13 protein-coding genes are annotated in these 14,350 nt (G+C 69.3%); 9 read left to right on the forward strand and 4 right to left on the reverse strand.

Features of this window, described 5'->3' with window-relative positions:
* The 5 genes from R1101_RS25590 to pknB form a co-directional block, all read left to right on the forward strand.
* Positions 1–1,056, forward strand: a 1,056-nt coding sequence (locus tag R1101_RS25590; protein ID WP_016931491.1) for a PP2C family protein-serine/threonine phosphatase, incomplete at its 5' end; no start/stop codon positions are given.
* Positions 1,056–2,504: an FtsW/RodA/SpoVE family cell cycle protein gene (locus R1101_RS0100285; protein WP_026002729.1), complete on the forward strand. Its 1,449-nt coding sequence runs from the start codon at positions 1,056–1,058 to the stop codon at positions 2,502–2,504. The genes R1101_RS25590 and R1101_RS0100285, both read left to right, overlap by 1 nt.
* Positions 2,501–3,985 (forward strand): peptidoglycan D,D-transpeptidase FtsI family protein, encoded by a 1,485-nt coding sequence (locus tag R1101_RS0100290; protein WP_016931493.1) that lies wholly within the window; start codon positions 2,501–2,503, stop codon positions 3,983–3,985. Before R1101_RS0100285 ends, R1101_RS0100290 begins: the two co-directional genes overlap by 4 nt.
* A 1-nt stretch (position 3,986) precedes the next feature.
* Positions 3,987–5,561 (forward strand): serine/threonine-protein kinase, encoded by a 1,575-nt coding sequence (locus R1101_RS0100295; RefSeq protein ID WP_016931494.1) that lies wholly within the window; start codon positions 3,987–3,989, stop codon positions 5,559–5,561.
* Positions 5,558–7,462, forward strand: a complete 1,905-nt coding sequence (pknB, locus tag R1101_RS0100300; protein WP_016931495.1) for a Stk1 family PASTA domain-containing Ser/Thr kinase — start codon at positions 5,558–5,560, stop codon at positions 7,460–7,462. Before R1101_RS0100295 ends, pknB begins: the two co-directional genes overlap by 4 nt.
* 69 nt (positions 7,463–7,531) lie before the next feature.
* Here the strand turns inward: pknB and R1101_RS0100305 are convergent, their stop codons facing one another.
* Entirely contained in the window at positions 7,532–8,194 is a 663-nt protein-coding gene (locus tag R1101_RS0100305; protein WP_016931496.1) for an aminodeoxychorismate/anthranilate synthase component II, read from the reverse strand.
* Between the two features lie 125 nt (positions 8,195–8,319).
* The gene (locus tag R1101_RS0100310) at positions 8,320–9,045 is read right to left on the reverse strand and encodes a DUF881 domain-containing protein (RefSeq protein WP_016931497.1); all 726 of its coding nucleotides are present in this window, start codon (positions 9,043–9,045) and stop codon (positions 8,320–8,322) included.
* Between the two features lie 103 nt (positions 9,046–9,148).
* Here R1101_RS0100310 and crgA point away from each other — a divergent pair, with 103 nt between their 5' ends.
* Positions 9,149–9,412: a cell division protein CrgA gene (gene crgA, locus R1101_RS0100315; RefSeq protein ID WP_016931498.1), complete on the forward strand. Its 264-nt coding sequence runs from the start codon at positions 9,149–9,151 to the stop codon at positions 9,410–9,412.
* A 104-nt stretch (positions 9,413–9,516) separates the two neighbouring features.
* Positions 9,517–9,975 (forward strand): PH domain-containing protein, encoded by a 459-nt coding sequence (locus tag R1101_RS0100320; protein WP_016931499.1) that lies wholly within the window; start codon positions 9,517–9,519, stop codon positions 9,973–9,975.
* On the opposite strand, the gene R1101_RS0100325 is transcribed toward R1101_RS0100320, so the two are convergent.
* Together R1101_RS0100325 and R1101_RS0100330 are read right to left on the reverse strand one after the other, a co-directional pair.
* Positions 9,960–10,886: a rhomboid family intramembrane serine protease gene (locus R1101_RS0100325; protein ID WP_026002730.1), complete on the reverse strand. Its 927-nt coding sequence runs from the start codon at positions 10,884–10,886 to the stop codon at positions 9,960–9,962. The two genes, R1101_RS0100320 and R1101_RS0100325, sit on opposite strands and share 16 nt — an antisense overlap.
* Positions 10,887–10,896: 10 nt before the next feature.
* Positions 10,897–11,424, reverse strand: a complete 528-nt coding sequence (locus tag R1101_RS0100330; protein WP_016931501.1) for a peptidylprolyl isomerase — start codon at positions 11,422–11,424, stop codon at positions 10,897–10,899.
* A 102-nt stretch (positions 11,425–11,526) separates the two neighbouring features.
* Here R1101_RS0100330 and R1101_RS0100335 point away from each other — a divergent pair, with 102 nt between their 5' ends.
* Positions 11,527–11,979: a hypothetical protein gene (locus R1101_RS0100335; RefSeq protein ID WP_016931502.1), complete on the forward strand. Its 453-nt coding sequence runs from the start codon at positions 11,527–11,529 to the stop codon at positions 11,977–11,979.
* A gap of 370 nt (positions 11,980–12,349) precedes the next feature.
* Positions 12,350–14,305 (forward strand): acyl-CoA dehydrogenase family protein, encoded by a 1,956-nt coding sequence (locus R1101_RS0100340; RefSeq protein ID WP_026002731.1) that lies wholly within the window; start codon positions 12,350–12,352, stop codon positions 14,303–14,305.
* Positions 14,306–14,350 lie beyond the last annotated feature (45 nt).

Consider the following 14,350-nt stretch of genomic DNA (forward strand, 5'->3'; position numbering starts at 1 on the left):
CGGGCGCTGACCGGCAGCGAGGTCGAACCCACCCTCACCGTGCGCGAGGCCCGCGCCGGCGACCGCTACCTCGTGTGCTCCGACGGTCTGTCCGACGTCGTCAGCGACGAGACGATCGCCGACACCATGCGGCAGGGCACGCACGACGAGTGCGCCGACCGGCTCATCGAGCTGGCACTGCGCAGCGGCGGCCCCGACAACGTCACCGTCGTCGTCGCCGACGTCATCGATCTCGACTACGGCCAGTCGCATCCCATCGTCGCCGGTGCCGCATCGGCGGACGACGAGGACACTCCCCCGCCGAACACCGCGGCCGGTCGTGCCGCCGCGATGCGGCCACCGCGCGCCACCCCCAAGCGGGTCATCAACAAGGCCCCGGAGCCGGCGCCGAAGAAGAAGCGCAGTCGCCTGTGGTGGCCGGTCGCCGCCGTCGTGGTGATCGCGGTGCTGGTCGGCGGCCTGTTCGTCGGCCGGCAGTTGATCCGCAACAACTACTACGTCGGCGCCGACGACGGTCGCGTGACCGTGCTGCGCGGTATCCCCGGCGACGTCTTCGGCTACTCGCTGCAGGAGGCGGCGCGCGTCGGGTGCATCACCGACGAGGGCGACCTCACGCTCGTCGACCCGAACAGCGCGTCGTGCCGGGTGATGCTCGTCGACGACCTGTGGCCCGCCGCTCGCGAGCAGGTCCGTGCCGGCCTTCCGTCGGGTTCGCTCGACGACACCCGCGAGCAGATGCAGCGGCTCGCGGAGCTGGATCTGCTGCCGGTGTGTACTCCGGAGGAACCCGCACCCGCCCCCGGCGGGCCCGCCCCGGGCCCGGGAGAGCCGACGCCGGCGCCCGGACCGAACGGCACTCCGCCCACCGAGACACCTGCGGTGCAGCCTCCGGCGCCCGGCGAGCCCGCACCGCAACCGGGTGAGCCCGCACCGGCGTCGCAACCCGGGGCGCCGCTCCCGGGGGAGCCGGCCCCCGGCGAACCCGCTCCGAACACGGAACCGGCTCCCGAACCCGCGCCCCAGATCCCCGGTCAGAACTGCAGGGTGGGCGCCTGATGTCGGTGTCCCATGGTGTGGGGGCCTTCCCGAGTCCTCCGGGAGGTTTCGCCCCGGCTCCGGTCCAGTCGACCCGGCGCAACACCGAACTGGCCCTGATCGTCGCGGCCATCGGTGTGACGACGGTGTCGCTGATGCTCGTCGAGGTCTCGATGGAGCAGGCGCTCACCCTCGACCTGCTCAAGTACGGGGTGACGTTCGCGGCGCTGTTCCTCGCCGCGCACCTCGCGGTCCGGCGCTTCGCGAAGTACGCCGATCCCCTGCTGCTGCCGATCGTCGCGCTGCTCAATGGTCTCGGGCTCGTGCTCATCCACCGGCTCGATCTGTCCGATCAGGAGAACGCCCGCTACATGGGTCTGCCGCCACCGTCGCCCGATGCGACGCAGCAGGTGCTGTGGACGGCGCTCGGTATCGGATTGTTCATCGTCGTCCTCGTGTTCCTGCACGACTACCGGCTGCTCGCGCGCTTCAGCTACACGCTCGGCCTCGTCGGCCTGGTGGCACTCGCGATCCCGGCCCTGCTGCCGAGCCGCTTCTCCGAGGTCAACGGCGCGAAGATCTGGATCCGGCTGCCCGGTTTCAGCATCCAGCCCGGTGAGTTCGCGAAGATCCTGCTGATCATCTTCTTCGCGTCGGTCCTCGTGGCGAAACGCGATCTGTTCACCACGGCGGGCAAGCACTTCCTCGGCATGGATTTCCCCCGGGCCCGCGATCTCGGCCCGATCCTGGCGGCCTGGATCATCTCGATCGGCGTGATGGTCTTCGAGAAGGATCTCGGCACGTCGTTGCTGCTGTTCACCACCGTACTGGTGATGCTCTACATCGCGACCGAACGCGTCGGCTGGCTGATCATCGGGTTCTCGCTGCTCGCCGTCGGTTTCTACGCGGCGTACCAGATGTTCGGCCACGTGCGGGTGCGTGTGGAGACGTGGCTCGATCCGCTCGCCGACTACAACAACACCGGCTACCAGATCTCCCAGTCCCTGTTCGGTCTCGCAACCGGCGGAGTCGCCGGCACCGGCCTGGGCAGCGGACGGCCGGGGCAGGTGCCGTTCGCGAAGACCGACTTCGTCGTCGCGGCGATCGGTGAGGAGCTGGGCCTGATCGGTCTCGCCGCCATCCTGCTGCTGTTCCTGATCCTCGTCGTCCGCGGCATGCGTACGGCGCTGGCGGTGCGCGACAGCTTCGGCAAGCTGCTCGCCGCCGGCCTGTCGTTCACCCTCGCCGTCCAGCTGTTCGTGGTGGTCGGCGGGGTCACGAAGTTGATTCCCCTGACCGGTCTGACCACACCGTTCGTGTCCTACGGTGGCTCGTCTCTGCTCGCAAACTATCTGCTCCTGGCTCTGCTGATGAAGATCTCGCACGCTGCCCGCCAACCCGCGATCCCCCGCAAGAAGGCACCCACGCCCATCGCCGAGGCCCGGACCGAAATGATGGGGCGCGAATGAACGGTCCGCTCCGCAAGGTCGCGATGGCCGTGATGTTCATGGTCGTCGCGTTGCTCGCAAACGCCACCTACGTGCAGGTCATCAAGGCCGACGATCTCCGCACCGATCCGCGCAACTCGCGTGTGCTGATCGACGAGTACTCCCGTCAGCGCGGACAGATCGCCGCGGCCGGGCAGGCTCTCGCGGTGTCGGTGCCCACCGACAGCCGCTACAAGTACCTGCGCGAATACCCGGCACCGCCGACCCAGCCGATGAGTCCGCTGGCCTACGCGCCCGTGACGGGCTTCTACTCGATGCAGTACGGCAGCACCGGACTCGAGCGGTCCGAGGACTCGCTGCTCAACGGTTCCGACAGCCTGCTGTTCGGCCGTCGCCTGTTCGACCTGGTGTCGGGTCGCAACCCGCGCGGCGGCAACGTCGTGTCGACGATCGACCCGGTGGTGCAGCAGGTGGCCTACGACGAGCTGACCGCGAAGGGTTACACGGGTTCGGTGGTCGCGATCGAGCCGAGCACCGGCAGGATCCTCGCGATGGTGAGCACCCCGAGCTACGACCCCAACCGCCTGTCGGGGCACGACGGCGCCGCGACCTCCCAGGCCTGGGACGAGCTGAACGCCGATCCCGACAAGCCGATGCTCAACCGCGCGATCTCCCAGACCTATCCTCCGGGCTCGACGTTCAAGGTCGTGGTGACCGCGGCCGCGCTCGAGAACGGGGTCACCCCCGACACGCAGTTCACCGCGGCACCGCAGATCACCCTGCCCGACACCGCGACCACCCTCGAGAACTACGGCGGGGCGGCGTGCGGTGGCGCACCGACGGTGACGTTGCGGGAGGCGTTCGCGCGGTCGTGCAACACGGCCTTCGTCGAGATGGGTATCGACGACGGACGTGAGGCCCTCGTCGGCCAGGCGGAGAAGCTCGGCATCGGGGAGACCCTCGACATCCCGTTGCCCGTCGCGCCGAGCACCGTCGGCCCCATCCCGGACGGTGCGGCGCTCGGCCAGTCGAGCATCGGTCAGCGCGACGTGGCGCTCACTCCGCTGCAGAACGCGTCGATCGCCGCGACGATCGCCAACGGTGGTGTCCGCATGAAGCCGTATCTCGTGGACCGGCGCCAGGGCCCCGATCTGTCGGTACTCGCGGAGACCAAACCCGAGTCGCTCGGTCAGGCCATCTCGCCGGAGGTCTCCGCGACCCTCACCGACCTGATGATCGGCGCCGAGAACAACGCCGGTGGCGGCGGTGCGATCCAGGGTGTGCAGATCGCGTCGAAGACGGGCACCGCGGAGCACGGCAACGATCCGCGGAACACCCCGCCGCACACCTGGTACATCGCGTTCGCACCCGCACAACAACCCCGCATCGCCGTGGCGGTGCTCGTGGAGGACGGCGGCGACCGAGCTCTCGCCGCGACCGGCGGCTCGGTGGCCGCCCCGATCGGCCGGGCCGTCATCTCGGCCGGATTACAGGGAGGCTGACATGGCTCTGAGCAGCGGCGCCATGATCGCCGACCGTTACCGTCTCCAGCGGCTCATCGCGACCGGCGGAATGGGTCAGGTGTGGGAAGGACTCGACACCCGGCTCGACCGGCGGGTCGCGGTGAAGGTCCTCAAGGCCGAGTTGTCCGGCGACGAGGACTTCCTCGCCCGGTTCCGGTTCGAGGCGCGCACCACCGCACAGCTCAACCATCCCGGTATCGCCGGGGTGTTCGACTACGGCGAGACCACCGACGCCGAAGGCCAGTCCATCGCCTATCTGGTGATGGAGCTGGTGCACGGCGAGCCGCTCAACGCCGTCCTGTCCCGGCTGGGGCGCCTGTCGCTGCCGCATGCGCTCGACATGCTGGAGCAGACCGGACGTGCGCTGCAGGCGGCACACAACGCCGGCGTGGTCCACCGCGACGTCAAGCCGGGCAACATCCTCATCACCCCGACCGGCCAGGTGAAGATCACCGACTTCGGTATCGCGAAGGCGGTCGATGCCTCCCCGGTCACCCGCACCGGCATGGTGATGGGCACCGCGCAGTACATCGCGCCCGAGCAGGCATTGGGCCAGGAGGCCACGTCCGCGAGCGACGTCTACTCGCTGGGCGTCGTCGGCTACGAGGTGCTGTCGGGCCGGCGTCCGTTCCTCGGCGACAGCGTCGTGACGGTCGCGATGAAGCACGTCCAGGAGACCCCGGCACCCCTGCCGACGGATCTTCCGGCCGAGGTGCGCGAACTCATCGAGATCGCGATGTCGAAGGACCCCGCCTACCGCTACGCGAACGGTGGCGAGTTCGCGAACGCCGTCGCCGCGGTGCGCTCGGGCCGGCCCGTGCCGCCGCCCGGCAACGTGCCGCCCGTGACCAGCGCCAACCGGGTTCTTCCGCCCGGCGTTCCCGGGACCACGGCCCCGACCTCCGCGACCCGTGCACTGCATCCGACCCAGCAGTACGACCAGACCGCGTACTCGTCGGTGCCGCGCTCCGCGCAACCGCCCACCGCCGGACGCCCGCCGGTGATGGGTCCGCCGACCTCGGGTATGCCCGCCGACGACCGCGGTCGGCGTATGCCGAGCCCCACCGCGCTGGCCTGGGCCGCGGGTGCGGCCGTCGTGCTCGCCCTCGTGACCCTGGGCATCGTGCTGTTCGGCGGCGACGACGAAGAACCCGCACGCGCCCCGTCGCCGACGACACAGCTCACCACGACCCGCGCGACCACCACCACGACGACCCGGCCGCCGCAGACCACCACGACGACGTTCGTGCCGTTGCCACCGCCCGTCGAGACGGAGACCTTCGTCCCCACCCCGACGCCGACCACGACGGTGCCGCCGACGACCACGGTGGAGCCGACGACCGTGCCACCCACGACCACACAGCCCACCACCACGGCGGAGCCGACGACCACCGCGACGACGACCACCCCCACGGAGGCCACGGGTGGCGGCAACGGCGGAACGGGCGGCACGGAGGGTGGCGGCGGCAGCGAGACCGACCCCGAGGCCGCAGGTGGAGGGGACGACAATTCATCCGCAACCAGCAACGGTACGAACAACCAAGGAACGTCATGACCACACCCCGCAAGCTCTCCTCCCGCTACGAGCTGGGTGAGATCCTCGGCTTCGGCGGTATGTCCGAGGTGCATCTCGCGCGGGATCTGCGGCTCGGCCGGGATGTGGCCATCAAGGTGTTACGTGCCGATCTTGCACGCGACCCTACGTTCTACCTGCGTTTCCGACGCGAGGCGCAGAACGCTGCTGCACTGAACCATCCGGCGATCGTCGCCGTCTACGACACCGGTGAGGCCGAGACCGAGGCCGGACCGCTGCCCTACATCGTCATGGAGTACGTCGAGGGCGACACGCTGCGCGACCTCGTGCGCGCCGACGGACCGATGACCCCCAAGCGGGCGATGGAGGTCATCGCCGACGTGTGCGCGGCCCTGGACTTCAGCCACCGCAACATGATCGTGCACCGCGACGTGAAGCCGGCCAACGTCATGATCAACAAGGCCGGGGCGGTGAAGGTCATGGACTTCGGCATCGCCCGTGCCATCTCCGACGCCGCGAGTCCGATGACGCAGACGGCCGCGGTGATCGGCACCGCGCAGTACCTCTCGCCCGAGCAGGCACGCGGTGAGCAGGTCGACGCCCGGTCGGACGTCTACTCGGTGGGCTGCGTCCTGTTCGAGATCCTCACCGGCGAACCTCCGTTCAAGGGCGACTCGCCCGTCGCGGTGGCCTACCAGCATGTGCGGGAGGATCCGCCCCTGCCGTCGTCGGTGAATTCGTCCGTGCCGCCCGAGCTCGACTCGGTGATCCTCAAAGCGATGGCGAAGAACCCCGCGAACCGCTACCAGTCGGCCGCGGAGATGCGCAGCGACCTGATCCGCGTGCTGAGCGGACAGCGTCCGAGCGCGCCGATGGTGATGACCGACGAGGACCGCACCACGCTGCTCGACTCCGCCGACAACAACCCCGGCCGGTACAACCGCGTCGCGCCCGCCGGTGCGGCCGGAGCACCCGCCGACGAGTCCGGTGGTGGTTCGGTTCTCAAGAAGGTGCTGCTCGGGATCGCCGCGGTGGCGGTCGTCGGCGTGGTCGGTGTCTTCCTGTGGTCGCTCGGACCCGGTTCGACGGCCGCCCAGGTCGCGGTTCCCGACGTCCGCAACGTCCCCGCCGAGGTCGCCGAGAGCCGGCTGCAGAACGCCGGCTTCCGGGTCTCGATCCAGCAGAAGAGCGATCCGGTGGTCGCGAAGGGCAACGTCATCAACACCCGTCCCGTGCCCGGAAGCCAGGCCGAGGAAGGCTCGACCGTGACGCTCGAGGTGTCGAGCGGACCGGAGCAGGTGCAGATTCCGCGGCTCGAAGGGATGACGCAGGAACGCGCAGCCCAGGAGCTGTCCGCCGTCGGTCTGCGGCTCGACCCGAATGTCGGCCGCGCTCCGTCGGCCGCCGCCGACGAGGATCTCGTCGTCGACCAGAGCCCCGGCGCAGGCGCGAGTGTCGACCGCGACAGCCCGATCACCGTCACCCTGGGATCCGGCCCCGAACTGGTGCGCGTCCCCAATGTGGTGGGCCAGACCGTCGAGGTGGCGAGCGACAACATCGAAGGTGCCGGCTTCACGGTGGTCGTCGAGCAGATCGACTCCAGCGAGACCGAGGGCACCGTCGTGTCGACGAGCCCCGCCGGTGGCGCCTCCACCGAACAGGGCTCGACGGTGACCGTGCGGGTGTCCAACGGCGACCGCATCGAGATGCCCGTCATCACCAACCGCTCGGTTTCCGACGCGCTGACCGCCCTGCGCAGCGCCGGCTGGACGGGCAACGCCTCCCAGCTCCAGCAGACACGGGAGGCGACGCTCGACGTCGATCTCGTCGGCACAGTGATCACGCAGGCCCAGCCGCCGGGTTCGGAGATCTCGAAGAACCAGCCCATCTCCGTGGGAGTGGGTGTGCTCGGTATCCGCTGAGCGGCTCGTGAATCACGAAAGGCGCCGGTCCTCGAAGGGATCGGCGCCTTTCTCGTCGAACGGGGATGCTCAGGCGGCTCCACCGTCGAGGGCGCGGGCCATCTGCGCCTCGAGCCGGGCGACGAGCGCCTCGTCGGGGGCTTCACCGCAGACCGTGAGCCAGTTCGCGAGCATCCGGTGACCGCCCTGCGTGAGCACCGACTCCGGATGGAACTGCACACCGTGGATCGGCAGCTCGGCGTGACGCAGGGCCATGACGATCCCGGTCTCCGTATGGCCGGTCGGCTCCAGCTCGGCGGGCATCGTCTCGGGCAGCACGGTCAGCGAGTGGTAGCGGGTCGCGGTGAACGGGTTCGGCAGGCCGGCGAGCACACCCGCACCGGTGTGGCGGACCAGGCTGGTCTTGCCGTGCAGCAGTTCGGGGGCGCGGTCGACGGTCGCGCCGAACGCGACGCCGATGGACTGGTGGCCGAGGCACACACCGAGCAGCGGAGTGCCGGTGTCGGCGCATGCCTTGACCAGGTCGATGCTCACCCCGGCCCGTTCGGGGGTGCCCGGGCCGGGGCTGAGCAGGATGCCGTCGTACTCGCTCGCGACCCGCGTGAGAGCACCCGGTGCGGTGAGCTGCGCGTCGTCGTTGCGCCACACGTCGGCAGTCGTTCCGAGCTGACCCAGATACTGGACCAGGTTGAAGACGAAGCTGTCGTAGTTGTCGACGACGAGAATGCGCATGAGACGAGGGTACTCAGTGGCCCGAATCGGGCGACCCGCCCGGTATCCCAATCGGGCGACCCGCCCGGTATCCGAATCGGGCGACCCGCCCGGTATCCCAATCGGGCGACCCGCCCGTGCACCGCTCAGCGCGCGGACGAACCGCCGGTGTAGGCGGGAACCGACAGGTCGTTCGACACCTGCTGCCCGTAACCGAGTTGATAGCGAGCCGCGTACTGCTTGTAGATGCGGATACCGGGTTCGGCATCGAGGGCGGCCTGCAGCCGCGCCGGGTCGCCCAGTGCGGTGACGACATAGGGCGGCGAGTAGGTACGTCCGTGCAGCAGCAACGTGTTGCCGATACAGCGAGGCGCGGACGTCGCGACGATCCGCTGGTCCTGCATGGCCACGGCCTCGGCACCGCCGGCCCACATCGCGTTGAGCACGCTCTGCACGTCCTGCTGGTGCACGACGAGATCGTCGGGCGACGCACCGGACGGATACCGCCCGTTCGCGTCGCGGGGTGCGTCGGTGAGGGTCACGGTCACGCCCGGGCCTCGCCGGGCCACGAGCCCGGCCGGGTCCTCGATCGCCGACAGGTCGTCGAGTACCGCGGCGACGTCCTCGTCCGTCACGGCGGCGCGGTTCTGGAGTTCGTCGATGCGGGCCGCGAGATCGTCGCGTGTGGCGGCCAGTTCGTCGGCCTTCTCCTGCGCGGCGCGGACCAGATCGGACAGTCGCGGGGAGTCGCCGGCGCGCAGTTCGTCGCCGTCGGACACTCCGCGGGTGGTGCCCACGAGCAGACCGGCCACGAGGCAGACGACGAGGGTCGCGACACCCCACACGGGTGCGCGCAGTCGTCGTTCCGACACGTCGTACCTCCGATCCTGGCCTTACGTTAGCGTGATCTCGACAGGTAGCCGACCGACCACTCCATCCGTATGCGACGGATGGAGTCGTGAGAACGAGGACATCATGCCCAAGTCGAAGGTTCGCAAGAAGGACGTCTCCGCGACCCGGACCGTGAGCCGCACACCGGTGAAGGTCAAGGCCGGGCCGTCGAGCGCGTTGTACGTGACGGTGATGCTCGGCCTGATGGTCATCGGACTGTTGTGGCTGGTCGTGTACTACCTCGCGGCCGAGCAGATCGCCTGGATGAACGATCTCGGAGCCTGGAACTTCCTGATCGGCTTCGGGTTCATGGTCGTCGGCCTGATCATGACGATGAGATGGCGCTGACCCCACCCGCACGGGTTACACCGATGTTATTCATCCCCACCTGGGGATAACACTGTGCACAACCCGATGATCGGCCCCGCACGAGGACGCTGAAGAGGACGCGCATGCCCGACGACACACCGTTGCGATGGTCGACCCCGCCCGCCGCGATCGCGGCCCTGTCGGCCGCCGGTATCGCCCTCGCCGTCACGGCGGTAGTCGCGGTTCCCGACGCGGCCGGTCGCGTGCTGGTGGGTTTCGCGGCGATGCTCGTCCTCGGGACGGTCGCGCTCGCACTGCGGCAGCGTCCGCGTCTCGAGGTGCTACCGGGAGGAGCGGGTATCGCGACGATGCGGCTGACGGGTCGTCGCGAGTTCCCGCGCGCGGCCCTGCACCGCGTGCGGATCGTCGAATACCCGCGGTTCGGGCGGCGCGTGCCGATGCTCGAGATCGACACGGTCGACCCCGCGACGGGCACCGAGAGCCTGATGATCTTCGGCCGGTGGGATCTGGGCAGCGACCCGAGGACCGTGCACGCGGCCCTCGCGGTGCGCGATCTGGCGCCCGATCAGACGCCCAACTGAGCGCGTAGCCGCAGCACGGCGAACACGATCGCGACCAGCGTCACCACGACGACGGCGACCAGCGCGATCCATCCGGTGCGCACGATGCGTTCCCGGTCGTTGCCGGCGCCGAGATACTGCGGGGCGTACAACAGGGCCGCGGTCGCGGCGGCACCGGCGACGAGACCTCCCAGGTGACCCCACAGCGAGATACCCGGGATCGTGATGCTGATGATCACGTTGAGGCCCACGATGGTGAGCACGGGTGCCGGGCTCCGGCGCAGACGCAGCAGGATGACGGCCTGTGCCCCGAGCAGACCGAAGACCGCTCCCGACGCACCGGCCGTGACCGCACCGGTCTCCATGAACAGCACTGCGGCGGATCCGCCGAGGATCGACACGAGATAGACCGAGAGGTAGCGGACGCGTCCGAGCACGAGTTCGGTGTCGCGGCCGATCACCCACAGAGCGAACATGTTGACGGCCAGATGCATCGGACCGAAGTGCAGGAAACCGCTGCCGAGGATCCGGATGTACTCGTCCTGCGCGGCGATGAGGGGCGGCCACAGCGCCCAGTCGAGGAACAGCGCAGAACCCTGCTCGTTGTTCAGCACGCTCGCCGACTGCGCGGCGGTGATGCCGAAGACGAGCACGTTCAGGGCGATGAGCACGTACGTCACGATCGGCGACGGCCGATCCGAACGGACGGGCGCACCGGCGATCGTGCGGGCCCGCGGCACCGACCGTTCGGCTGCGGCGACGCAGTCCACACAGTGCTGTCCGACAGACGCGTCGCGCAGGCACTCGGGGCACGAGGGCCGGCCGCACCGGGAACAGGCGAGAAGGGTGGGACGGTCGGGGTGGCGAACGCACCGCGGCTGGGGCTGCGGGCCACCACCCTCGGGCACGGAGCCCCAGCCGGGGTTCGTCATGGGAACTCTCTCAGGCGATGGTGATGCTGTTGATCACGACGTCGTCGACCGGGCGGTCCGCGCGGTCGGTGGCGGTGGTGGCGATCGCGTCGACGACCTTCTTCGAGTCGGCATCGACGACCTCACCGAAGATGGTGTGGCGGCGGTTGAGATGCGGGGTCGGGCCGACGGTGATGAAGAACTGCGAGCCGTTGGTGCCCGGGCCGGCGTTCGCCATCGCGAGCAGGTAGCCGCGGTCGAACTGCAGCTCGGGGTGGAATTCGTCGGCGAACTGGTAGCCCGGGCCGCCGCGGCCGGTGCCGGTGGGGTCGCCGCCCTGGATCATGAAGCCGTCGATGACGCGGTGGAAGACCGCGCCGTCGTAGAACGGGCCGCTGGTCTCGCCCTTGGCGTTCTGGGTCTTGTACTCCTTGGTGCCCTCGGCGAGGCCGACGAAGTTCTCGACCGTCTTGGGAGCGTGGTTGCCGAAGAGGGCAATCACGATGTCGCCGCGGTTGGTGTGGAGCGTGGCCGTTGCTGTCTGATGCGGTGAAGTCACTCCCCCATGGTGCCATTGCCCGCCTCCCGAGCAGGACAGGCCGCGCAGGACACGCTCTCCGGTCACAGCCACAAGGCCTGGACCGTATGGAAGAGTGGACGCATGAGCAAGCTGATTCATGCCGACACCGACACCGTGTGGCTTCCGGCATTCGTGCGGCGCCACGACGAATCCGGCGATCTTGCAGGTGCTCTCCGTGTGGCCGGCGAGGGTGCTGTCGCGCTCGCACAGGGTTCGAGTGCCGCCGGACTGTTCGCGGCCCGCAAGGGTCTGGACGTCGCGGGCGGACTGCTCACGGCAACACGACACGCCGCGGCCGCGCGGTGCGCCACGAAGTCGGCCGCGAGACGCGAGCGCAGGGGTAGGCGGACCGGTCTCGTCATCGCGGGGGTGGTGGCCGTCGCCGCAGCCGGAGGGGTCGTGCTCTACCGGCGACGCAGGCCGGCCCACCCTCCGATCGCTCCGGAACCGCCGCGCGTGCGGCCGGCGGAGTCGCCGGAGGCGACGACCGGCACGGTGGAGTCGCCGGGGACCACCGACGCGTCGGGCGACTGACCGCCGGGACCCGCCGAGACCTCGTCCGTCTGCCCGAATTGTCGTTCCGCCGAACGGATCTCGTAGTCGACGATGAGACGGGCCGCGAAGTAGAACACCGTCGGCACAGCGAATAGGACGGGGACGAAGGCCAGGAATTCCATGGCCACCTCCGTTCCGATCCGTGATGGGACCGGTGAGTAACGGGCGGGCGCGTCGTCGATGACGGTTCGAGCGTAGGCGTGTCCGGAAGAGCCGGCACGTCCCGGACCCTCTCCCGGGCGGTGATCTCGTTCACACCCCCTGGCTTCATGATCGACTTTCCGGAAGCTGTGATAAGGGACACATCCGGGTGCATACTCACCAGTAGGCACGCGACCCGGAGGCAGTCATGGCAGACAGCGCCGATGTCCGAACCCCACAGGTCACCGAGCGGCAGGCCCGAGAAGTGGCCGAGCAGGCCCGCGAAACCGAATGGAACAAGCCGTCCTTCGCGAAGGAACTGTTCCTCGGGCGTCTCACCCTCGACCTCGTCCATCCCTTCCCACGTCCGACGCCCGACGAGGACGCCCGCACCGAGGAGTTCCTCACCCGGCTCCGCGCGGTGTGCCGCTCGATGGACGGCGCCCGCATCGAGCGCGACTCGCGGGTACCCGACGAGTACGTGCGCGAACTGGCCGGACTCGGCTGCTTCGGCATGAAGATCCCCGAGGAATACGGTGGCCTCGGCCTGTCGCAGGTCGCCTACAACCGGGCGCTCACCGTGGTCGCCGGGGTACATCCCACCCTCGGTGCACTGTTGTCGGCGCATCAGTCGATCGGTGTGCCGGAACCGCTGAAACTCGCCGGCACCCCCGAACAGAAGCAACGCTTCCTGCCGCGATGCGCGCGCGGCGCCCTCTCGGCCTTTCTGCTCACCGAGCCCGACGTCGGTTCCGACCCTGCCCGACTCGCGTCCACCGCCACCCCGATCGAGGACGGGAACGCCTACGAACTCGAGGGCGTCAAGCTGTGGACCACCAACGGGGTGGTCGCGGAACTGCTCGTCGTCATGGCACGCGTACCGAAGAGCGAGGGGCACCGCGGAGGGATTTCCGCATTCGTCGTCGAAGCGGACTCCCCCGGCATCACCGTCGAACGCCGCAACGCCTTCATGGGGTTGCGCGGTATCGAGAACGGCGTGACCCGGCTGCACGCGGTGCGGGTCCCGAAGGAGAACCTCATCGGGCGCGAAGGAGACGGTCTGAAGATCGCGCTGACGACGCTCAATGCCGGCCGGCTCGCCATTCCCGCGATGTGCGCCGGCGGCGGGAAGTGGGCGCTGAAGATCGCTCGTGAATGGTCGTCGGCGCGGGTCCAGTGGGGTAGGCCCGTCGGTGAGCACGAGGCCGTCGCCGCGAAGATCTCGTTCATCGCCGCAACCACCTACGCGCTCGAGTCCGTCGTGGAACTGTCGGGACAGATGAACGACGAGCAGCGCAACGACATCCGCATCGAGGCCGCACTGGCGAAACTGTGGGCGAGCGAGATGGGCTGTGTTATCGCCGACGAACTCGTGCAAATCCGCGGGGGCCGCGGTTACGAGACCGCCGAGTCGCTCGCGGCGCGCGGTGAGCGAGCCGTTCCCGCAGAACAACTCGTCCGCGACCTGCGGATCAACCGCATCTTCGAAGGGTCGAGCGAGATCATGCGTCTGCTCGTCGCCCGCGAGGCGGTCGACGCTCATCTGCGCGCCGCCGGCGAACTCGCCGACCCCGACTCGACGGGTAAGGCCAAGGCCCAGGCCGCGGTACGGGCGAGCGGGTTCTACGCCCGGTGGCTGCCGAAGCTGGTCGCCGGCAAGGGACAGTTACCGCGGACCTACAGCGAATTCGGTTCCCTCGCAGCACATCTTCGATACATCGAACGCAGTTCGCGCAAGTTGGCCCGCTCGACCTTCTACGGGATGGCCCGCTGGCAGGCCGGACTCGAGAAGCGGGAGAACTTCCTCGGACGGATCGTCGACATCGGAGCCGAGCTGTTCGCCGCGACCGCCGTGTGTGTACGCGCCGAACGGCAACGCGTCGACGGGCATCCCGGAGCCGACGCGGCCTTCGAACTGGCCGACACCTTCTGCCGGCAGTCGCGGCTGCGGGTGGACAGATTGTTCGACGCCCTGTGGACGAACACCGATTCCGAGGACCGGCACACCGCGGCCGGCGTTCTCGAGGGCAGATACGAGTGGCTCGAGCGCGGTGTGCTCGATCCGAGCGAGGGCACCGGCCCGTGGATCGCCCGCTGGGAACCGGGCCCGTCGTCGGAGACGAACGTCGCGCGCCGGATCATCGACACCCGCCACTCGGTGTAGACCCCTCGTACGGATCCGGCCCGCACCCCCGGGAGGGAGTACGGG

The sequence above is a fragment of the Rhodococcus sp. R1101 genome, from assembly GCF_000278445.1.
Classification (GTDB): Bacteria; Actinomycetota; Actinomycetes; order Mycobacteriales; family Mycobacteriaceae; genus Rhodococcus; species Rhodococcus gordoniae.